Genomic DNA, 20,532 nt, shown 5'->3' with positions numbered 1-20,532 from the left:
TGATGCACTGGACGCTGGAACGACTGCTGCCGGCCTTCGACAAGCGTGAACACCACAGCCGACGGATCGACGCCCCGCCGGAGCGGGTCTGGCGTGGGCTCGTGGACCTGCGGGTCGGCGAACTCGCCGTGACCCTCGGCCTGATGCGGGTGCGCGGCGGCCCCAGGACCTGGACCGGCGGTGTCGACCCCGGAGCCCACCAGGGCGTGGACCCGCGGGTCCTGGAGTGGCTGCCACCCCGGGAGATGGCCGCCGACCCGCCCCATGAGGTGGTGCTCGGCGACATCGCCCGCTACACCGCGTTGCGCCCCGTGCGTCCGGATGTCGAACGCGGTGATCCGGAGGCGTTCGCGCACTTCGACGAAGCGGGCTGGTCCAAGGTGGTGATGAACTTCCGCCTCACCCCCGAGGGCGACGGCACATGGCTGTCCACCGAGACCCGGGTCCTGAACACCGACCCCGCCACCCGCCGCGCCTTCGCCCTGTACTGGGGCTTCATACGCGCGGGCAGCGGCATGATCCGCCGTGATGTGCTGCGAGCCATCGCGAAGAAGGTGGCCGGCGGCGGACTATGACGACGGCTCCAGTCTTATTGAGGTCAGGAAGCGGCGAGCCTGGACGAAGAAGCGTCGAGCTTCTCAGATGTGTCGAGCTGCTCAGATATCGGGGAAGGCAACCTTCGTGAGCTCTTCGGAGACCTGCCAGATGCGCCGGGTCTCCTCGGTGCCGCGAAGGCGCGAGTAGAGCTTCTGCTCGCCGGGAGGGCCACCCATGTGCCCTGGTCCGCGCGGCCCATAGAACCCGCCACGCTCGGCGTCGGGGGAGGTGGCGGCGTAGAGGGCGGGAAGTTGCGCGGTGTGGACTGTCCCGGCGAGGATGCCGCGGGCTGACAGAGCCCGGATCATGCGCACGCCCAGGGTGTCCTTGGCGCGTCCGATCTCGGGGCGAGCGGCGAGCAGGTTCGTCGGAGCGACCCCGGGATGGGAGAGGTTGCTCGTGATGCCCCAGCCATTGGCCCGACTGCGCCGGTCGAGTTCGAGGCCGAAGAGCCCGAACGCGATCTTCGACTGGCTGTAGGCCTTCATGCCGTCGTAGGAGCGTTCCCAGTTCAGGTCGTCCCAGTTGATGGCGCGCTGATTCGCCGCGACGCTGACCTGTGAGGTCACGCGTGCGTGGCCGGCGCGCAGCAGCGGCAGCAGGTGGGCCACCAGGGCGAAATGGCCGAGGTGGTTGGTGCCGAATTGAAGCTCGAACCCGTCGGCGGTCGTCTGCCGGTCGGGCGGGGTCATGACGCCGGCGTTGTTGACGAGGATGTGGATCGGCCGGCCCTCCTCCTGCAGGGTCTTGCCGAGGGCCGTGACGGAGGCGAGCGAGGACAGGTCGAGCTCGCGGAGCGACACGTTCGCGTGGGGCGTCGTCTGACGGATCGTGGTGAGCGCGGCCTCGCCCTTGCGTGGGTTGCGAACGGGCAGGAGCACTTCGGCCCCGGCCGCGGCGAGCCTCGTGGTGAGGCCGAGCCCGATGCCGTCGCTCGCTCCGGTGACGACGGCGCGCCTGCCGGACAGGTCGGGGACGGTGATGTCGATGGGTTTGCGTGGCATGCGCCCACTCCTGGGTTGTGTCGTTGCCTCCACCGTCGTGGAAGACGGCGGCGCTGTGTCAGGGCTGCTCGATCCACTGATCAGGAAGTCCGGGCTCTCCGGCAGGATCCGCGGCGGTGCATGTGTGAGCCTGACCGGCGGCTATGGGATCGCCCCGCCGACGGCTGTGGCGCTGCCGATCCCGCGCGCCGAGTCCGTGACCACGGCGACCTTCCCGGTGAGATCAGTCATGCCCTCGTTCCCTTCGCGACCGGGTACGTCACTGAGCCTCGGATGGCGCCGTAGCGGCGGCAACCCGTGAAGGGGGGATTGAGAATCCGTGGATGTCGAGATGCGCGGGCGGTAGAAATGAACGTCGAAGGGGTCGAAGGGGTCGAAGGGCAGGCACGCACGGTGACGGAGGCGCGCGCGGTGATCGATCGGACCGGACTGGCGGAGTTCCTCCGGCGCCGCCGGGAGTCGCTGCAACCCGAGGACGTCGGCCTCCCGCGTGGACCACGCCGCAGGACAAGCGGGCTGCGGCGGGAGGAAGTGGCCGCGCTGTGCCATATGTCGACCGACTACTACGCTCGGCTCGAGCGGGAGCGCGGACCCCAGCCGTCCGAGCAGATGATCGCCTCCATCGCGCAAGGGCTCCACCTCTCCCTCGCTGAGCGCGACCATCTGTTCCGGCTCGCCGGACGGACCCCGCCCCCGCGGGGCGCGGACAGCGAGCACATCGGTCCCGGCCTGCTGCGCATCCTCGACCGGCTGCAGGACACTCCCGCGGAGATCGTCACCGAGCTGGGCGAGACGCTGCGGCAGACCCCGCTCGGCATCGCGCTCACCGGCGACCTGACCGTCTACAGCGGCCCGGCCCGCAGCCTCGGCTACCGATGGTTCACCGACCCCGCCACGCGACAGCTCTACGCCCCCGAGGACCATCCGTTCCTCACCCGCATGTTCGCCTCGGGCCTGCGCGGGGTGGCCACACTGCGGGGTCCTGGTTCCCGCGCGGCCCACTACGCCGACCTGCTGCTCGCTCAGAGCGAAGAGTTCCGTCAGGTGTGGAACGACCACGAGGTCGGCATCCGGCCCAACGAGGTGAAACACTTCATCCACCCCGAGCTCGGCGCATTGGAGCTGACCTGCCAGACGCTGCTCGATCCGGACCAGTCGCATTTCCTCATCGTCTACACCGCCATTCCCGGCAGTGAGAGCTACGAAAAGCTGCAGTTGCTGTCCGTCATAGGAGCACAGGCGCTGCGCTGAGGGGCCCTCCTCGCCATACGGCACAGCCACTGTCAACGACGCTCGTGGTCAATGCGTCCAGTAGAGCTGCCACAGAGCGCCACAGAGCCGCCACCGCTGTCACAGACGTCGTCTAGTGTGCCGAAATATGGACCTGGACCTTGCGGGACGACGGGCGATGGTGACGGGGAGCAGCGGCGGTATCGGTGCCGCCGTGGCCCGGCGGCTGGTCGACGAAGGGTGCGCTGTGCTGGTGCACGGCCGCGACCCGGCGCATATCGGCGACGTCGCGGAGCGGCTTCGTGCTGTCGGCGGGGTGGTGGACGTCGTGCTGGGCGACCTTGCCGATGAGGCCGCCGCCGGGACGGTGGCCGAGCGGGCCCGGGAGTGGGGCGTGGAGATACTGGTCAACAATGCCGGCCCCTTCGCCGAGCACGACTGGGAATCCGCGGAGCCGGCGCTGTGGCTGGACGCGATGAACGGGAACGTCGTGTCCGCGGTGCGGATGATCCGGGCCCTGGTGCCCCAAATGCGCGAGCGCGGATGGGGAAGGGTGGTCAATGTGGGCAGCCGGGCCGCGACGACTCCGTTGCCGAACATGGTCGAGTATTCGGCGGCGAAGGCGGCGGTGGTCAACATGACGACCAGCCTGGCCCGGCATCTGGCCGGATCCGGCATCACCGCGAACACGGTGAGCCCCGGTGTCATCGTGACGGACGGCATGCGGCAGATGTTCGAGGACGGAGCGGCCGCACGCGGCTGGCCGGAGCAATGGACAGAGCTGGAACCGCTGGTGGTGGCGGAGTACGCCCCGAACCCGACGGGCAGGCTCGGCACCGCGGCGGATATCTCGGCCGTGGTCGCGTTTCTCGTCAGCCCGCTGGCTGGCTACATCAACGGAATCAATCTGCGCGTCGACGGGGGTATCGCGCTGGTGCCGTAAGGCCGACCGCCCACCGCATGATGTCCGCCCGCACACGCCCAGCCTGGCTGAGAAGGACTCCTTGGTCTTGAGGCTCTCCCGGCTAAAGGCCAAGGCCATGAAGTTATGGGTCTGGGTGGGGCCGCAAGTGGGGTCTGATCTGGAAGAACGTTGGACGCGAGAAGCGGAGCCCCGGTAGAACTGGCTGGTCCGCCAAGACAAGCCGTTCACAGCACCGGAGGCTCCGCTGGCAGGTCAGTGTGTCGTCACCCGCGAGATCGCGGTAGCCGACGGTGTCTTCGCTCCGGGGCATCTGGGTGAGCTGACGCAGATCGTGCCGTTCGAGATGGCCGCCGCCTTCCCCGATGAGACACGCCGGGCGCTGCGCCGCGCGGTGGGCACCACCACGGGCAAGCTGGTGCTCAAGGTCGCGGTGTTGTGACCTACGGCCGAGAGCGCTGGGCATCGGAACGCGGGTGTTCGACGGGAAGGCGGGCGGGCAGGCCGCGCAGCAGCGTGTCGAGGAACAGGTCGAAGCGGGGCGGCGCGCCGTCCATGGAGACGCCCTGGTCGACCGCGCCGAGCCACTGGACGACGCCGAGTCCGAAGACGTACCAGCTCTGCTGTGCCGCCTCCGGTGCGGCGCCGGCCGCGATGAACGCGGCCTCCACCCGCTCGCGCAGCCGCCCGAACGAGGCCGGGTTGTGCCGGTGCGGATGCGCGACGCGGGCGGCGTATCCGGGTACGGCCAGGAACTCGTCGTGCATGGCCCATGCCAGGCTGGCCAGCCATGAGCGCCAGGTGTGCTCCGTGGGGTCGTCCGGCGGCAGGATGCGCTCGACCATGACCTCGCTGATCAGGTCGAAGAGCCCTTCGCGGTCGCGGACCCAGCGGTAGAGCGCGGAGTGTGAGACGCCGAGGCGACTGGCGAGTTCCCGCATGGTGAGCGTGGTGAGGTCGCACCGCAGGGCGGTGGAGACGATCAGCTCGCGGCTCAGCCGCGCGGGACGCCCCCGTGTGGGGGGCGCGGTGCTCTTCGGTTGGGGGCCATGCCGATGTGCGCTCAACGGCTGTCCTCGATGAGGCGTCGCAGCGAGGGGAGCAGGGCATCGAGGTCCTGGCTGGTCCGGAACGCGACGAGAGTGGTGCCCTCATCGTCCCTTCCCTTGGGGGACTGAGGTGCCGGGAAGAGAGCGAGGACTTCGCGCATCGCCTCGTCGACCTCTGCGACGGGGTCCGCGGACTCTCCCCGGAGCCATCGGCGCAATACGTGGTTGTGAGCCGCCACCACTGCCGCCGCCATGAGCTCGGCCCGAAGCGAGGCCGCCTCGGTGGGGTCTCCCATCCAGTCCGCGATGAACTCACGGAACAGCCGCTGGTACCGCGCCACGCTGGCGATCTCCCGGTCCCGCAGGGCGGGGACCTTACTGGTGAGCGCGTACCTGCGGCGCGCGAGGTCGCCCTCGTCAATGTAGTGCAGCAGCACCAGGCGTACGGCGTCGGACACGGCGACCAGGGCGGTGCTGTCACTGGAGGTCGCCAGGCGGTCCCTGATCAGCTCCAGCAGCCGGTCATGGTCGGGGAAGATGACCGCTTCCTTGGACCGGTAGTGCCGGAAGAACGTCGTACGGCCCACTCCGGCCCGTTCAGCGATGTCATCGACGGTGGTCCGCTCGTATCCGCGTTCGTCGAAGAGAACGAACGCGGCGTCCGCGAGCCGGATCCGCGCGGCTGGCTTCCTCATGACCACCCATCTTTCCCTGTCTCAGTGCTCGGAGACCACTTGCCCCACCGAGCGGTACTGAGTACCGTCTATAAGACATTGAGTACCACGAGAGGGTTCCGGCGTGGATTCCGTTACACAGAGTGAGTCCGGTGTGCCGATCCAGACGGTGTACGACGGCTGGGTGCTGATGGATCCGCCGCGCAGGACACGGACAGCGTGCTGCCCCCGATGCGCGAGGCCCTGAGGCTGCGCGCCACGGTCGGTGAGGTCTCCCACGCGCTGCGCGACGCCTGGGCCGCGCACATCTTTCACGAGACCTTCTGACTACGCATGCCATGTCGCCGACGTATCAGCCCGAAGGGATCCATCCGGTGAGTGCCGAGCCCGAAGACGTGTCCGACATCGACATCCACACCACCGCCGGCAAGCTCGCGGATCTCCAGCGCCGTATCGGGGAGGCGACGCACGCCGGCTCCGCACGCGCCATCGAAAAGCAGCACATCAAGGGCAAGTTGACGGCCCGTGAGCGGATCGAGCTGCTGCTCGACGAGGGCTCCTTCGTGGAGCTCGACGAGTTCGCCCGGCACCGCTCCACCAACTTCGGCCTGGACGACAACCGCCCCTACGGCGACGGCGTCGTCACCGGGTACGGCACGGTGGACGGCCGCCCGGTGGCCGTGTTCTCCCAGGACTTCACCGTCTTCGGCGGCGCGCTGGGCGAGGTCTACGGCCAGAAGATCGTCAAGGTGATGGACTTCGCGCTGAAGACCGGCTGCCCGGTCATCGGCATCAACGACTCCGGCGGCGCCCGCATCCAGAAGGGCGTGGCCTCCCTCGGTGCCTACGGTGAGATCTTCCGCCGCAACACCCACGCGAGCGGTGTCATCCCGCAGATCAGCCTGGTCGTGGGCCCCTGCGCGGGGGGAGCCGTGTACTCCCCGGCGATCACCGACTTCACGGTCATGGTCGACCAGACCTCGCACATGTTCATCACCGGCCCGGACGTCATCAAGACCGTCACCGGTGAGGACGTCGGCTTCGAGGAGCTGGGCGGCGCCCGCACCCACAACTCCACCTCCGGCGTGGCCCATCACATGGCCGGCGACGAGAAGGACGCCATCGAATACGTCAAGCAGCTGCTGTCGTACCTGCCGTCCAACAACCTCTCCCGGGCGCCGGTCCTCCCCGAGGAGGCGGACCTCGCCGTCACGGACGAGGACCTCGAGCTGGACACCCTCGTGCCCGACAGCGCCAACCAGCCGTACGGCATGCACACGGTGATCGAGCACATCCTCGACGACGCCGAGTTCTTCGAGACGCAGCCGCTGTTCGCGCCGAACATCGTCACCGGCTTCGGGCGGGTCGAGGGCCACCCGGTGGGCATCGTGGCCAACCAGCCGATGCGGTCCGCCGGCTGCCTGGACATCAAGGCGAGCGAGAAGGGCGCGCTTCGTACGCACCTGCGACGCCTTCAACATCCCGGTCATCACCTTCGTCGATGTGCCGGGCTTCCTGCCGGGCGTGGACCAGGAGCACGACGGCATCATCCGCCGCGGCGCCAAACTGATCTTCGCCTACGCGGAGGCGACGGTCCCGCTGATCACGGTGATCACCCGCAAGGCGTTCGGCGGCGCCTACGACGTCATGGGCTCCAAGCACCTGGGCGCAGACCTCAACCTGGCCTGGCCGACGGCCCAGATCGCCGTGATGGGCGCCCAGGGCGCGGTCAACATCCTGCACCGCCGCACCCTCGTCGAGGCCGAGGCCGGCGGCGACGTGGAGGCGACCCGGGCGCGGCTCATCCAGGAGTACGAGGACGCCCTCCTCAACCCCTATGTCGCGGCCGAGCGCGGCTACGTCGACGCGGTGATCATGCCGTCCGAGACCCGTCGGCACATCGTGCGCGGCCTGCGTCAGCTGAGCACCAAGCGGGAGTCGCTGCCACCCAGGAAGCACGGCAACATCCCCCTCTAGTCCGGACCGCTCCCACTGGCCCCGTTGAACGAGCAGACCCCGACTCTTGGAGAAAGCAGCATGAACCACCTGTTGGAACGAGCGGAACATGCCGGCGCCGTTGCGGCACCGCACATGCGAGTGGTGCACCGGCTGACCGCGGCTGGGAACGAGCTGGAGTCGGCATGCTGACGAAGGTGCTGATCGCCAACCGCGGCGAAATCGCTGTCCGTGTGGCCCGCGCCTGCCGGGATGCCGGGATCGTGAGCGTGGCCGTCTACGCGGACCCGGACCGGGACGCGTCGCACGTCCGCGCCGCGGACGAGGCGTTCGCCCTGGGCGGCGCCACCCCGGCGACCAGCTACCTGGTGATCGACAAAATCCTGAACGCGGCATACGAGTCCGGCGCGGACGCCGTCCACCCCGGCTACGGATTCCTGTCGGAGAACGCCGAGTTCGCTCAGGCGGTCCTGGACGCCGGTCTGATCTGGATCGGCCCGCCGCCGCGGGCCATCCGCGACCTCGGTGACAAGGTCGCCGCCCGGCGCATCGCCCAGCGCGCCGGTGCCCCACTGGTGGCCGGGATCCCCGATCCCGTCTCCGGGGCGGAGGAGGTCGTGGCCTTCGCCGAGGAGCACGGCCTGCCCATCGCCATCAAGGCCGCTTTCGGCGGCGGCGGCCGCGGCCTGAAGGTCGCCCGCACCCTCGAAGAGGTCCCTGAACTCTACGAGTCGGCGGTCCGCGAGGCGGTGGCCGCGTTCGGCCGCGGCGAGTGCTTCGTCGAGCGCTACCTGGACAAGCCCCGCCATGTGGAGACCCAGTGCCTGGCCGACACCCACGGCAACGTGATCGTCGCCTCCACCCGTGACTGCTCGCTGCAGCGCCGCCACCAGAAGCTGGTCGAGGAGGCCCCGGCGCCGTTCCTGTCCGAGGAGCAGGTCGCGCAGCTGTACTCCGCCTCCAAGGCCATCCTCAAGGAGGCCGGCTACGTCGGCGCCGGCACGGTGGAGTTCCTGGTCGGCCTCGACGGCACGATCTCCTTCCTGGAGGTCAACACCCGTCTGCAGGTGGAGCACCCGGTTACCGAGGAGGTCGCCGGGATCGACCTGGTGCGCGAGATGTTCCGCATCGCCGACGGCGAGAAACTCGGCTACGGCGACCCCGAACCGCGCGGCCATTCCTTCGAGTTCCGCATCAACGGCGAGGACCCGGGCCGCGACTTCCTGCCCGCCCCGGGCACGGTCACCACATTCATCCCGCCGTCCGGTCCGGGCGTGCGCATGGATGCCGGTGTGGAATCGGGCAGCGTGATCGGCCCGGCGTGGGACTCGCTGCTGGCCAAGTTGATTGTCACCGGTGCCACCCGCGCGCAGGCCCTCCAGCGCGCGGCCCGCGCCCTGGCCGAGTTCCAGGTCGAGGGCATGGCGACCGCCATCCCGTTCCACCGCGCGGTGGTCAGGGACCCGGCGTTCGCCCCCGAACTGACCGGCTCCACCGAGCCGTTCACGGCCCACACCCGCTGGATCGAGACCGAGTTCGCAGGCGGGATCAAACCCTTCGCCGCCCCCGCGGACGCGGAGACGGACGAGGACCCGGGCCGCGAGACGGTGGTCGTCGAGGTCGGCGGCAAGCGCCTGGAGGTCTCCCTGCCGTCCTCGCTGGGCATGTCACCGGACCGCACCGGCCACGCGGGCGCCCGCCCCAAGCGGCGCGCGGCCAAGAAGTCCGGCCCGGTCGCCTCGGGTGACACCCTCGCGTCCCCGATGCAGGGCGTGATCGTCAAGGTCGCCGTCGAGGAGGGCCAGGAGGTCAAGGAGGGAGACCTGGTCGTTGTCCTGGAGGCGATGAAGATGGAGCAGCCGCTGACCGCGCACAAGTCCGGCACCATCAAGGGCCTGTCCGCCGAGATCGGCGCCTCCCTCACCTCCGGCGCCGCGATCTGCCAGATCAAGGATTGACGACACATCAGCCCGCCCTCGTTCCCTTCACAGAGCCGCTCCGCCGCACCCGGCAGCGGCCAGGAGAATTCGCCATGTCCCATACAGTGATCGAAACGGCAGACAACGGCCCCTTCGAAGGGGACGGCGTCCCGACTGTCGCAATTCGGATTGACGCGGACCATCGCAGCCCCATCCCAGCAGGGGGGATCCGGGACGGGGTGCTGTACTTCCAGCGCTGCCGCTGGTGCCATACCTCGGTCTTCCGCCGCCTGCTGTGCCCTGTCTGCGGCTCCACCGACATGGCCGAGGAACGCAGTGACGGTATCGGCGTCATCCATCACGTCACCGTTGTCGGTCGCAGCGCGGGCAAGCCCCGCGCCATGGCCATCATCGACATGCAAGAAGGGTTCCGCCTCCGCGCCAGGGTCAGCGCCGTGCCGCTGGCCAGGGTGTGTGTCGGGGCCCAGGTACGGCTGGGGTTCGGGCCGCAGCCACAGGAGATCGCCTTTCACCTCTGCGACGCATAGCGGGTGCGGGATCCGGATCTCGGGTTCGGCGGATACGGCCGCATACTGGAGTACCCGATCGCCCGGCTGTACGCTGACGCGCGCGTCACTCGTATCTATGCCGGGACAAGTGAGGTCATGAAGGTCATCGTCGCCAAGTCCCTGGGGTTGTGAGGCGTGGACGACTTCGCGGGCCGACCGGGGGCTGCCTTTGTCGCGGGCGGCACTGGGGCCATCGGTGCGGCGATCGTACGGTTGCTCGCCGCACGCGGCAGCGACATCGCCTTCACCTACCGAGCCAACCAGGACGCGGCGCACGCACTCATCGAGGAGATGGAGGCATTCGGGCGTCGGGCTGCCGCGACCGCGCTCGACCTGACCGACGAGGAGGCCACAGCACGGGCCGTCCGGGGCGCCGCGGCGGACTTTGGCGGCCTGCACACCCTCGTCTACGCGGCCGGACCGCACGTACCGATGACGCATCTGAGCAAGGTGACGCCCGGCCGGTACCGCACGCAGCTGGAGGCCGACGCGGTGGCGTTCTTCAACCTCGTCCACCCCGCGCTGTCCGTGCTGCGGGAGAGCCGGGGCAGCATCGTCGCCGTGACGACGGTCGCCACGCGGAGATTCCCGGTCCGAGACGGGCTGTCCTCAGGGGCCAAGGGTGCCGTCGAGGCGGTGGCTCGGGCACTCGCCGCCGAGGAGGGACGGTACGGCGTCCGTGTCAACTGCGTCGCCCCCGGCATGCTCACGGACGGCATGGCCAGCCGGCTGATCAGCTCCGGCGAGCTGGACGAGGAAGCCTTGGCCGTCGCCCGGCGCAACATCCCCCTGCGCAGGTTCGGGCAGGCGCGGGACATCGCCGAGGCGGTCGTGTTCCTCGCGTCGGAGCGCGCCGGGTTCATCACCGGGCAGGCGCTGGGGGTGGACGGTGGGTACAGCGTCTGACCGCGCGGGTCACGACACGATCGCCCGGCCGCCGACATAAACGGTCCGTACGGCATATACGGTCCGTACGGCCTCGGCCGACAGCACGTCGTCCCCGCTTCCGCCGGACGGCGGAAGCGGGGACCCACGGGTGCGGGTGGATCAGAGGGCTTCCGCGGCGCTACGGAGGTTCTTGGCGGCCAGGGCCAGGCCCTCGGTCTGGGAGTAGGCGGCGTCCTCGTGTTCGATGTTGACGGCCATATCGGGGTTCACCTCGGCGAGGGCGCGCAGGAACTCCGTCCAGAAGGGGACGTCGTTGCCGAGGCCGACGGCGACGAACTTCCACGCCGGGTCCTCGGGCCAGGCGTTGCACCAGAAGCCGTAGCCGGTGGGGACCTTGCCGGGGGCGTCGGCGGGGACACGGGTGAAGGACGTGTCCAGGACGCCGCGGATGTCGGCGCCGGGGCAGAGCGTGGCGTCCTTCGCGGCGGCGTGGAAGACCAGCGGGCCGAGCCACTTGATGGCGGCGACGATGTCCATGCCCTGCCACATCAGATGGGAGGGGTCCATCTCGGCGCCGAGGTTGGTCGCGCCGGTCTCGTCGACGAGCCGCTTGAGGGTGACGGGGGAGAAGACGACGTTGTGCGGGTGCATCTCGATGGCGACCCGGACGTCGTTCTCCCGGGCGAGCGCGTCGATCTCCTTCCAGAACTCGACGGCCACGCCCCACTGGTAGTCCAGGACGTCCATGTAGACGCCGTCCCAGGGGTTGACGACCCAGGAGGGGTACTTGGCGCCGGGGTCGGAGCCCGGGGTGCCGGACATGGTGACCACGTGCCTGACACCGAGCAGGCCCGCGAGGCGGATGGTGCGGCGCAGGTCGTCGGCGTGTTTCGGGCCGACACCGGGGAGGGGGTTGAGCGGATTGCCGTTGCAGTTGAGGCCGGTCGGTTCCATCCCCCGGTCGGCGAAGACCGCCAGGTACTCCTCGCGCGCGGTGGCCGAGGACAGCAGCAGGTCGACCGGGCAGTGCGGGGAGGGGATGAAACCGCCGGTGTTGACCTCGACCGAGGTCAGACCGTTCTCCTTCAGGATGTCCAGGGCCTCGGAGAGGGTGTGGTCGTGCAGGCAGGCGGTGTAGGCGCCGAGCTTGAGGGGCATGGGTGCAACTCCTTAGGGGTGTTTCAGACGGCGGGCGGAACGTCGACGGCGGTGCCGCCCCGACGCGAGGACTCGACGACGGCCTGGATGATCTCCATAGTCCGCAGGGCGTCGGCGAACGTGGCGCAGGGCGGCAGCGGTTCGGCGACGCCCGCGACCTGGTCGAGGAAGGCGCGGGCCTGGTAGGTGAACATCTCGGCGTTGCCGCCGCCCACGCCCGGTGCCTCCATCGGGTAACCACCCTTGAAGTAGGGCAGGTTCGGGCCGGCGATGATCTGGCGGGCGCCGCTCGGGCGAGCGTCGGGCTGTGCGTCGTCGAAGAGGTATTCGGCCGGGCGGTGCTGGTCGAACGCGGCCCGGCCGCCCACGCCCAGGACGTCGAAGGAGAGCCCGTTGGGCAGGCCGAAGGCGGTGCGCGAGACCGAGAAGGTGCCGACCAGGCCGGACTCGAAGCGGACGGTGAAGGACGCGGTGTCCTCGTTCTCGACCGCGCCGAGCTCGTCCGAGACGGGCGCGGCGTTATGGCCGACGACCGCGCCGAGCGGCAGGGGCCGCTTGGGGATCTGCGTCGACAGCGAGGCACCGGAGACCGCGGTGATGGGGCCGGCGATGTACTCGGCGGTGTCGATCACGTGCGCACCGACGTCCCCGAGCGCACCGGAGCCGGGCCCGCCCTTGAACCGCCAGCTCAGCGGCCCCTTCGGGTCGGTCGCGTAGTCGCACCAGTACCGGCCGCTGAACAGCGCAAGATCGCCCAGCTCATCGCGCAGGACATGATCGCGGATCGCGGCGATGGCGGGGGAGCGGCGGAAGGTGTACCCGACGGCGGTCACCACATCGGCGCCACGCTCCAACTCGGCCATCGCACGGGCATCCTCGAGCGTTCCCGCCAGCGGCTTCTCGCACAGCACATGCTTGCCCGCCGCGACCAGCGCCTCGGCGATCGGGCGGTGCAGAGCGTTTCCCACGACGATGCTGACGGCGTCGATCGTCGGGTCCTCGGCGACCGCCTCCCAGCTCGGCAGCGCCTTCTCATAGCCGTAGCGGCGGGCGGCGTCCTCGCCGAGCGCGATGTTGGCGTCGGCTATCGCGGCCAGCCGGACCGGCGGCAGACCCGCGTCGAAGACGGTGTTGACGTTGCGGTAGCCGGCGGCATGGGCGCGGCCGGCCATCCCGGCTCCGATCACCGCGACGGAGAGGGGCTGGGCGGACGTGGTCATGGCGGATGCCTTTCGAAACGAGGGAAAGAGAGGCGGAACGGGACAGGAGCGGGTGATCAGGCGGCGTACCGCCGGCGGAAATGGGACTCGATGGCCTCCATCGAGCGGCCCCGGGTCTCGGAGACGGTGCGGACGTGGAAGATGAACGCGCCGACCCACCTCCTACCGGCCGGCAGGGGCGTGGGGTGATGGGGGTGCGGCCGTCAGGAATGGGCGGCCAGGTATTCGTCGATCTTCTTCCGCATGAAGGCGGAGGACTCCCTGGCCCGTTCCTCCCAGGCGAAGACGCAGGCGGTCAGGGCGCCGTCGAAGCCGTGTGCGCGCAGTTCGCGGAAGAGCTCGTCGAAGTCCACCTCGCCCTGGCCGATGTCGAGGTGCTGATGGATCCGGGCCGGGGTGCCGGGCGGGTTGAGGATGTAGCGGTTGCCCGAGGAGGCGGTGTGGTCGAAGGCGTCCGCGAGGTGGACATGGGTGAGGAGGTCGCCCGCGTACTCGATGATGCCGGGCGCGTCGTCGCCGATGTGGAAGGTGTGCGGGGCGCAGTAGAGGAAGCCGACGTGGGAGTGGTTGATGCCCCGGATCAGGTTGATCGCGTCGTAGCCGTTCTCGATGAAGTCGTCCGGGTGGGGTTCCAGCGCGAGCTTGATGCCCTCGCGCTCGAACACCGGGAGCAGTTCCTCCATCGAGCGCCAGAACTGCGCCTCGCTGCGGTCCGGGTCCTCGGGGCGGCCGTTGAACTCCGAGATCATGCTGTCCACTCCGAGGTCCGCACAGATCTGGATCGAGCGCTTCCAGTACCGGACCGCGGCCTGCCGTGCGTCCTCGTCCGGGCCGGACCAGCGGAACAGGGGCAGCAGGGAGGAGACGCCCACTCCGGCCGTGTCCAGCGCCTTGCGGAACTTCCTTACGGTGGCGTCGTCGACACGGGGGTGGCGGAAGAAGGGGATGAAGTCCTCCCGGGGGGAGAGTTCGATCCACTCGTAGCCCAACTCCGCGACCACCGAGGGCAGTTCGAGAAGCGGCACGTCGCGGATCATAAACGGGTCGAGGGCGATCTTCATGGGGAATCCCTTCGGGTCGGGGGAACACGGGTGGAGCGGGTCAGGCGCGTCACCGGGTGCCCTTCGCGGCGAACTTCGCGATCGTGCCGACGTTGGACTTGTCGACGAAGGCCGGTCCGGTCAGCACCGGCTGCTCACCGCCGCCGCTGAAGTTGCCGTTGGTCTTGTGGAGCCACAGCGAGTCGATCGCCAGATAGCCCTGCAGATACGGCTGCTGGTCGACGGCGAACTGGATGTCGCCCTTCTCGATGGCGGAGACGAGTTCCTTGTTGAGGTCGAAGGTGGCGACCTTCGCCCTGCCGCCGCCCTCGGACACGGCCTGTACGGCGGTGAGCGCGATGGGGGCGCCGAGCGTGATCACCTCGTCGATGGAGCCGTCCTGCTCGAGCTTGGCGTTGATCGTGGACTTCACGGAGGGCATGTCGGTGCCGTTGACGTAGAGGATCTCCGTCTTGCCGCGGAAGGTCTTCTTCACACCGGCGCAGCGCTCTTCGAGGTTGACGTCCCCCTGGGCCTGGATGACACAGAGGGCGTGTTCGGCGCCGGTGCCATTGAGCTTGGTGCCGAGCGCCTGGCCGGAGACGGACTCGTCCTGTCCGAAGAACGACAGCAGGCCCTGCTCCTTCCAGACGCCCAGACCGGCGTTGAGGCCGACGACCGGGATGCCCGCCTTCCCGGCCTTGGCGACCACCGCCTTCAGGGCGTCGGGCTTGGCGAGGGTGACGGCGATGCCGTCGACCTTCTGGTTGATCGCGTTCTGCACCAGGTTGGCCTGGTCGCCCGCGTTCTCGTCGCCGGAGTAGATGAGCTTGACGTTGTCCTTGGCGGCGGCAGCCTGGGCGCCCTTGTGGACGGTGTCCCAGAAGGTGTCGCCGGCGGGCGCGTGGGTGACCAGCGCGATCGTCATCCGGGGGGTGCCGGCCTTGCCCGCGGGGACGTCGGCCGCCTCCTCCTGGGCCTTCTTCCCGCCCGCGCTGCTGGAGCACCCCGAGAGGGTCAGGGCGACAGCGGCAGCGGCGGCGACGGCCACGACGCGCGGGGATCTGGCGGATCTCGGGGGACGGGGCAGAGATATGCGGCTCATGCTGCGTGCACCTCGCTGTGCATCGGGGAGGGGCGGGAGGGGGATCACCGGCTGCCGGTGGGGCGGGGACGCCACGACGGCTCCGGTCGGCGCAGCCTTTGTTGGAACGACAGGACAATTTAAAGCGCTTTAAGTCCTGGTACTATCGGCCGTGTCGCACGAGGGTGTCAAGGGTGTCGCCCGAGGAGATTCGCGCCGGGGAGGCACAGGTGGAGGACGGTGGTTCCGGGCGTCACCAGAACGGCACGCCCAAGCGCCCCAGGCTCGAGGACGTGGCCGCGCGGGTGGGCCTGTCCACGGCATCGGTCTCCCTGGTGCTGCGGGGTGTGCCCGGCCCGAGCGAACGGACCCGGCAGCGCGTCCTGAAGGCGGCCGCCGACCTCGGCTACCAGGTGGACCGCACCGCCAGCACACTGGCCAGCAGACGCAGCCGCCTGCTCGGCGTCATGGTCGACATCCACAGCCCATTCCACGCCGAACTTGTCGAGCACCTGCACACCGCGGCCGAGGAGGTCGGCTACGACCTGGTCCTGAGCACCCTCACCCGCACCCGCGACGAACGCACCGCGGTGGACACCCTGCTGGCCTTCCGCAGCGAGGCGCTGATCCTGCTCGGCCCCACCGCACCCGCGGACGCGCTCGCCGTGCTCGACAACAAGGCCCCCGTCATCACCGTCGGCCGCCGGATCGCGGACACCGCCCTGGACGTCGTACGCACCGCTGACGACGACGGCGTGAGTCAGACCGTCGATCACCTGGTCGGGCTCGGTCATCGCGAGATCGTCTACGTGGACGGCGGGAAGGGCGTCATCGCCACCGACCGGCGCCGTGGTTACCGCACCGCCATGCGCCGCCACGGCCTTGGCGACCACATCCGTGTGCTGGCCGGAGACAACACCGAAGCGGCCGGCGAACGCGCCGCCCGCCACCTCCTCGACGGCGGCCGACTGCCCACCGCGGTGGTCGCGTACAACGACCAGTGCGCCATCGGCGTCCTGGCCGCCCTCGCGCGCGCCGGAGTCGCCGTCCCGGGCGAGGTGTCCGTGGCCGGCTACGACGACGACACCCTCTCCCGGCTGAGCTGCTTCAACCTGACCACCGTCAGCCAGAGCGCCCGGGAACAGGCCCAGCACGCGGTGACCGCCGCCGTGGAACGCCTCGACCAGGACCGCACCGAGCCCCGCGAGGTCGTCCTCACCCCGCGCCTCGTCGTGCGCGGCACCACGGCCGGGCGCGGATAGGGGAACACTGCGCTCGACGCGGCCGTCCGCCGCGCCCGCGCGCCGGGCTCAGTCGTTCCATTGTTTGCGTGCGAACGCGGCCGATCCGGTCACCAGGGTGTTGGGGGGAACGTCCTTCGTGACGACGGCTCCGGCGCCGACCACGGCACCGCGTCCGACCGTGACACCGGGAAGTGCCGTCACCGCCGCGCCGAGCCATGCGCCGGCTTCGATCGTGATCGGTGCCCGGGTGATGAACTCGCTCCGCTCGGAGGCCGGGAGAGGGTGGTCGGAAGAGATGAGATTGGTCTTCGGACCGATCAGGACGCCGTCGCTCAGGTGGATGCCGCCCTGGTCCAAGAAGGTGCAGCCCTGGTTGACGAAGACGTGTTCGCCGAAGTCGATGCCGAGCCCGTGGTCGGTGTAGAAGGGCGGATAGACGGTGACGGAGTCGGGGACGGGCTTGCCGACGATCTCGGACAGCAGGGCCGCGCGGGCGGCCTTGTCGTCGAAGGGCAGGACGTTGAGCCGTGACGTGAGCGTGGTCACGTGCTCGATCCGCTCGGCCACTCGCGCGAACTCGGCGGTGCGGACGTAGAGACGGCCTTGATCAGGCATGAGGATTCCTCACGTGGTGGCGTTCGGACCGTATCCGTCGGATGGCACCCGTCGGATACGACAGTCGATCAACCAGCCGTGCGCACCTTCGTCGCCGTCGCGGACGCGGGACAGTTCCAGGAGGCCGCCGCGGGTCTGTCGATCACGCCGCAGGCCGTGTCCAAGCGCGTCGCCGCGCTGGAGAAGGAGCTCGGTGTCCGGCTCTTCATCCGTGACGCCCGTGGAGCGCGGCTCACCATCGACGGACAGGCGTTCCTGCCCCACGCCCGCACCTTCCTGCACTCCGCCGAGCGCGCCGTCGCGTCGGTGCGGGCAGGCCGTCGGGCGCTGCGCGTCGACGTGATCGGCCGCCAGCTCTCCCTGACAGGACTGCTGCGCGGCTTCCATCTCGCCCACCCCGAGATCGAGCTGGACGTCGTGACGCTTTACGACTCCGACACGGCCATCGCCGCCGTCCGGGACGGGACCATCGACGCGACGTTCCGTGCCGTGACCATGCCGGGCCGATCGTTGCCCCGCGGCGTGGAGGCCACGTCCGTCTTCGATGAACCACTGCACCTGTTCACCGGACCACGACACGAGTTCGCGAACGCCCCCGCGCTCACCCCCGCCCAACTCGCCGGACGACGGATCTGGATGCCCGGCAACCTGCCCGGCACCGAGTGGGCCGCCTACTACGACGAAGTGTCCCGGCCGCCCCAACGGCGCCATCTGGACACCGGAATGGACGCGGCCCAGGCATTGACGGGCAATTAGTTACCAGTGGTCACTAACGATGTTAGGGTCACCTGACCCAAGTCGTCGATGTCCTCTCGTTCCTCTTGGGAGGCCGGAAGGTGCCCTGTGGAAGCCGTATCCGACGAACCCGGTGGCAAGGGCCTCACGCGCCCCGTCACCGCCGTTCTGCTGCTGGCCGCCTTCGTCGTCGCCTTCACCCAGGGCGCCGTCATCCCCGCGCTCCCGCTGTTCCGGCGTCAGCTGGGCGTCTCCGCGTCATCCGCCGCCTGGCTGGTCACCGCGTTCATGCTGGCCTCGGCGGTGGTGACGCCGATCGCCGGGCGGCTGGGCGATCTGCTCGGCCACCGCCCCGTACTGCTGGCCTGCCTGGGATGCCTGGCGGCGGGCGGCGCGCTGGCCGCGGCGGCCGACCACGCGGGCTGGTTCGGCGGCGTGCTCGCGGGGCGGGCACTGCAGGGTGTGTCCGGCGGCGTGTTCCCCCTGACGTTCGGACTCGCCCGACACTGGACGCCGCCCGGACGGCTGCATGGTGTGATCGCCGCGCTCAGCGCGATGTTCGGCGTCGGCGGGGCACTCGCGATGGCGGTCGCCGGGCCGCTCGCCGGTGCGCTGGGTACGGCGGCGCTGTCCCTGCTGTCCGTGCTGATCACGTTCCTGGCCCTCGCCGGGGTGCTCATCCGGCTGCCGCGCGGCGACACCCCGGCGCGCACCGGACGGCACGGCACAGTGCTGGACCTGCCCGGCACCCTGCTCCTGGCGGCGGCGCTGGTGGCACTGCTGCTGGGCGTGACCCAGGGCCGGACGTGGGGATGGGGTTCGGCCGCCACTCTCGCCACGCTCATCAGCGCCCTCGTGCTCGGCGCCGGCTTCGCCGCCGTCGAGTCCCGGTCGTCCGAGCCGGTCGTGGACCCGCGCCTGTTGCGCGGCCGTGGCCCCGCGCTCACGCATCTGGCCACGTTCGTGATCAGCGTGGCGATGTTCGCCGCGGTCACGCTCATCCCGCAGTACGCGCAGACCCCGGCACACGCGGGTTACGGGTTCGGGACGTCGGCCACCGGAACGGGGTTGCTGCTCGCGCCGATGGCCGTGGCGATGGTGGCAGCAGCGCCGCTGTCCACGCGGCTCGCGGCCCGCGCCGGCAGCGGGACCGCGTTCCGGGCGGGCGCGGCCCTGGCCGCGACGACGCTCGCGGCGCTCGGCGTGGCGCATGGCGCGCTGTGGCAATTCGCCCTGGCCGGGACGGCGCTCGGAGTGGCATACGGGTTCGCGTTCGCCTCGTTGGGCGGCCTGGTCGTGAACGCGGTGCGTCCGGACCGGACAGGCGCGGCGACGGGCGTCAATACGCTGCTGCGCACGCTCGGTGGCGCGGTGGGCGCACAACTCGCGGCCGTGATCATCACCGGCTCCGCCGCCGCGCCCCCCACGGAGACCGGCTACACCGTGGCCTTCCTCGCGTCGGCCGCGGTCGCCGCCGTGGCCCTCGCCCTGTCGGCCGCGCTACCGAGGACGCGGACACCGGATGGCCGGCGTCCGGATCGATCGCCGTCGAGGCTGTGCGCTGTCCGGCGAACCCGGCGGGACAGCGCACAGACGTGACGTGGGCCCCGGCTACCCTCGTGCCACCGCGATCGAGCCCTGGAGCCGTTCCCCCGCCTCGAAGATCATGTACGGCACCCCGTGGTCGGTGCCGAACGACGGCGCCGCCGACCTGCCGTTCTCCGGTGGCCCGGAGCGGGAGTTGTAGAAGACGCCCAGATGGCGACGGAGCGAGAAGTCCGCGCCCACCTCGGTGATCATGAGGTCGCCGCCGCTCTCCTTGTCCTTGTTGTAGACCACGTACGCGGAACCGTTGCGCGTGAGCAGATGGGGGCCGCCGACGTTCACCGCGCCGACGTCCGAGTGGCGCACCAGCGGGGTCTGGTCGAAGGTCCAGTTCCGGCCGTCGGCGGACCAGCCCCAGCAGATGTCACGGTGGTTGGTGGTGTTGTTGAGCATGAACAGCATCACATAGTGTGCTCGGCGCGACGGCAGCTCGTGCCGGAAGACCCTGGCGTACGACGTCTCGGTGGTGCCCGACGGCATCATCGAGGTGGACAGGACGACCTTGTCGTAGGTGAAGTGGACGCCGTCCTCGGAGCGGGCGAGCCGTGTCGTGGTGTTCTCGCCGTGGAAGTACAGCCAGAACTCCTTGACGTCCTCCTTCCACAGCACATGCGGTGAGGAGACATGGCTGACCGAGTAGTGCGGGGACCACTTGTTGGACACGATCGGGTTCGCCGGGTACTCCGTGAACGGGCCCTCCAGCGAGTTCCCGTAGGCGAGGCAGATCCCGCCGGGCGCGTCGTGCGGCGCGTAGTAGAGGTAGTAACGGCCGAGCGGCGACGCCAACTTGTCGTAGACGCCGCGCACGGTCGGGAAGATGATCTCACCCGTCGGGTTGTACTTCAGCTGTGACGGCGTCAGCAGCGTCCGAACGTAGGTGTAGTCGGGGAAGCCTCCGGGCGCGGCCGACGCGGTCTGCGCCGACAGGCCACCGAGGGTGAGCGCGGCGCCGGTGACGGCGGTCGCGCGCAGGAACATGCGACGATCCGGGCCGGACTGCGGCTCTTGCATGATCGGCTCCTG

The 20,532-nt window shown here is 69.8% G+C and carries 18 protein-coding genes and 2 pseudogenes; 11 read left to right on the top strand and 9 right to left on the bottom strand.

Annotated elements, in window-relative coordinates; translation table 11 throughout:
• Positions 1–2: 2 nt before the first annotated feature.
• Positions 3–575: an SRPBCC family protein gene (locus J2Z30_RS22675; RefSeq protein ID WP_044580483.1), complete on the top strand. Its 573-nt coding sequence runs from the start codon at positions 3–5 to the stop codon at positions 573–575.
• Between the two features lie 81 nt (positions 576–656).
• Here the strand turns inward: J2Z30_RS22675 and J2Z30_RS22670 are convergent, their stop codons facing one another.
• Complete coding sequence (locus tag J2Z30_RS22670; RefSeq protein ID WP_044580484.1) at positions 657–1,601, bottom strand: SDR family oxidoreductase; 945 nt, start codon at positions 1,599–1,601, stop codon at positions 657–659.
• 411 nt (positions 1,602–2,012) lie between these two features.
• On the opposite strand from J2Z30_RS22670, the gene J2Z30_RS22665 reads away from it, so the two are divergent.
• On the top strand, positions 2,013–2,852 hold the full coding sequence (locus tag J2Z30_RS22665) for a helix-turn-helix transcriptional regulator (protein WP_044582565.1): 840 nt from the start codon (positions 2,013–2,015) through the stop codon (positions 2,850–2,852).
• A gap of 127 nt (positions 2,853–2,979) precedes the next feature.
• Positions 2,980–3,774 carry an SDR family NAD(P)-dependent oxidoreductase gene (locus tag J2Z30_RS22660; RefSeq protein ID WP_044580485.1) on the top strand — a complete coding sequence of 265 codons (795 nt, stop codon included), beginning with the start codon at positions 2,980–2,982 and terminating at the stop codon, positions 3,772–3,774.
• Between the two features lie 422 nt (positions 3,775–4,196).
• Here J2Z30_RS22660 and J2Z30_RS22655 read toward each other — a convergent pair whose 3' ends face one another.
• Complete coding sequence (locus J2Z30_RS22655) at positions 4,197–4,820, bottom strand: TetR/AcrR family transcriptional regulator (protein ID WP_044580486.1); 624 nt, start codon at positions 4,818–4,820, stop codon at positions 4,197–4,199.
• The gene (locus J2Z30_RS22650; RefSeq protein WP_044582566.1) at positions 4,817–5,497 is read right to left on the bottom strand and encodes a TetR/AcrR family transcriptional regulator; all 681 of its coding nucleotides are present in this window, start codon (positions 5,495–5,497) and stop codon (positions 4,817–4,819) included. The genes J2Z30_RS22655 and J2Z30_RS22650 overlap by 4 nt, the downstream gene beginning before the upstream one ends.
• 317 nt (positions 5,498–5,814) lie before the next feature.
• On the opposite strand from J2Z30_RS22650, the pseudogene J2Z30_RS22645 reads away from it, so the two are divergent.
• The 5 genes and pseudogenes from J2Z30_RS22645 to J2Z30_RS22625 all read left to right on the top strand — a co-directional run bounded on the left by J2Z30_RS22645 (position 5,815) and on the right by J2Z30_RS22625 (position 10,826).
• A pseudogene (locus J2Z30_RS22645) lies at positions 5,815–7,453 on the top strand (acyl-CoA carboxylase subunit beta).
• A gap of 167 nt (positions 7,454–7,620) precedes the next feature.
• Positions 7,621–9,390, top strand: a complete 1,770-nt coding sequence (locus J2Z30_RS22640) for an acetyl/propionyl/methylcrotonyl-CoA carboxylase subunit alpha (RefSeq protein ID WP_044582567.1) — start codon at positions 7,621–7,623, stop codon at positions 9,388–9,390.
• A 74-nt stretch (positions 9,391–9,464) separates the two neighbouring features.
• The gene (locus J2Z30_RS22635; protein WP_052701934.1) at positions 9,465–9,899 is read left to right on the top strand and encodes a Zn-ribbon domain-containing OB-fold protein; all 435 of its coding nucleotides are present in this window, start codon (positions 9,465–9,467) and stop codon (positions 9,897–9,899) included.
• A gap of 27 nt (positions 9,900–9,926) precedes the next feature.
• Positions 9,927–10,052: pseudogene (locus J2Z30_RS22630) on the top strand (acyl-CoA dehydrogenase family protein); the annotation flags it as partial.
• Positions 10,053–10,055: 3 nt separating this feature from the next.
• A complete protein-coding gene (locus tag J2Z30_RS22625) occupies positions 10,056–10,826 on the top strand; it encodes an SDR family NAD(P)-dependent oxidoreductase (protein ID WP_044580487.1) in 771 nt (256 codons plus the stop codon).
• A gap of 141 nt (positions 10,827–10,967) precedes the next feature.
• Here J2Z30_RS22625 and J2Z30_RS22620 read toward each other — a convergent pair whose 3' ends face one another.
• The 4 genes from J2Z30_RS22620 to J2Z30_RS22605 form a co-directional block, all read right to left on the bottom strand.
• Positions 10,968–11,966 (bottom strand): sugar phosphate isomerase/epimerase family protein, encoded by a 999-nt coding sequence (locus J2Z30_RS22620; protein ID WP_044580489.1) that lies wholly within the window; start codon positions 11,964–11,966, stop codon positions 10,968–10,970.
• A 23-nt stretch (positions 11,967–11,989) separates the two neighbouring features.
• The gene (locus J2Z30_RS22615; protein ID WP_044580490.1) at positions 11,990–13,186 is read right to left on the bottom strand and encodes a Gfo/Idh/MocA family protein; all 1,197 of its coding nucleotides are present in this window, start codon (positions 13,184–13,186) and stop codon (positions 11,990–11,992) included.
• A 203-nt stretch (positions 13,187–13,389) separates the two neighbouring features.
• On the bottom strand, positions 13,390–14,247 hold the full coding sequence (locus J2Z30_RS22610) for a sugar phosphate isomerase/epimerase family protein (protein ID WP_044580491.1): 858 nt from the start codon (positions 14,245–14,247) through the stop codon (positions 13,390–13,392).
• A 49-nt stretch (positions 14,248–14,296) separates the two neighbouring features.
• The gene (locus tag J2Z30_RS22605; RefSeq protein ID WP_044580492.1) at positions 14,297–15,331 is read right to left on the bottom strand and encodes a sugar ABC transporter substrate-binding protein; all 1,035 of its coding nucleotides are present in this window, start codon (positions 15,329–15,331) and stop codon (positions 14,297–14,299) included.
• A gap of 209 nt (positions 15,332–15,540) precedes the next feature.
• Here J2Z30_RS22605 and J2Z30_RS22600 point away from each other — a divergent pair, with 209 nt between their 5' ends.
• Positions 15,541–16,572, top strand: coding sequence for a LacI family DNA-binding transcriptional regulator (locus tag J2Z30_RS22600; RefSeq protein ID WP_044582569.1), 1,032 nt, complete (start codon positions 15,541–15,543; stop codon positions 16,570–16,572).
• A 48-nt stretch (positions 16,573–16,620) separates the two neighbouring features.
• Here J2Z30_RS22600 and J2Z30_RS22595 read toward each other — a convergent pair whose 3' ends face one another.
• Entirely contained in the window at positions 16,621–17,169 is a 549-nt protein-coding gene (locus J2Z30_RS22595; RefSeq protein WP_044580493.1) for a DapH/DapD/GlmU-related protein, read from the bottom strand.
• A gap of 78 nt (positions 17,170–17,247) precedes the next feature.
• Between J2Z30_RS22595 and J2Z30_RS22590 the strand changes: the two genes are divergently transcribed.
• Together J2Z30_RS22590 and J2Z30_RS22585 are read left to right on the top strand one after the other, a co-directional pair.
• Positions 17,248–17,925, top strand: coding sequence for a LysR family transcriptional regulator (locus J2Z30_RS22590; RefSeq protein WP_308280018.1), 678 nt, complete (start codon positions 17,248–17,250; stop codon positions 17,923–17,925).
• A gap of 87 nt (positions 17,926–18,012) precedes the next feature.
• Positions 18,013–19,503 carry an MFS transporter gene (locus J2Z30_RS22585; protein ID WP_044580494.1) on the top strand — a complete coding sequence of 497 codons (1,491 nt, stop codon included), beginning with the start codon at positions 18,013–18,015 and terminating at the stop codon, positions 19,501–19,503.
• Between the two features lie 12 nt (positions 19,504–19,515).
• On the opposite strand, the gene J2Z30_RS22580 is transcribed toward J2Z30_RS22585, so the two are convergent.
• Positions 19,516–20,520: a hypothetical protein gene (locus J2Z30_RS22580; RefSeq protein ID WP_044580495.1), complete on the bottom strand. Its 1,005-nt coding sequence runs from the start codon at positions 20,518–20,520 to the stop codon at positions 19,516–19,518.
• Positions 20,521–20,532: the final 12 nt, after the last annotated feature.

Origin of the sequence: Streptomyces iranensis, assembly GCF_017874715.1 — a bacterium.
Classification (GTDB): domain Bacteria; phylum Actinomycetota; class Actinomycetes; order Streptomycetales; family Streptomycetaceae; genus Streptomyces; species Streptomyces iranensis.
This window is presented reverse-complemented; position numbering and strand designations above follow the sequence as displayed.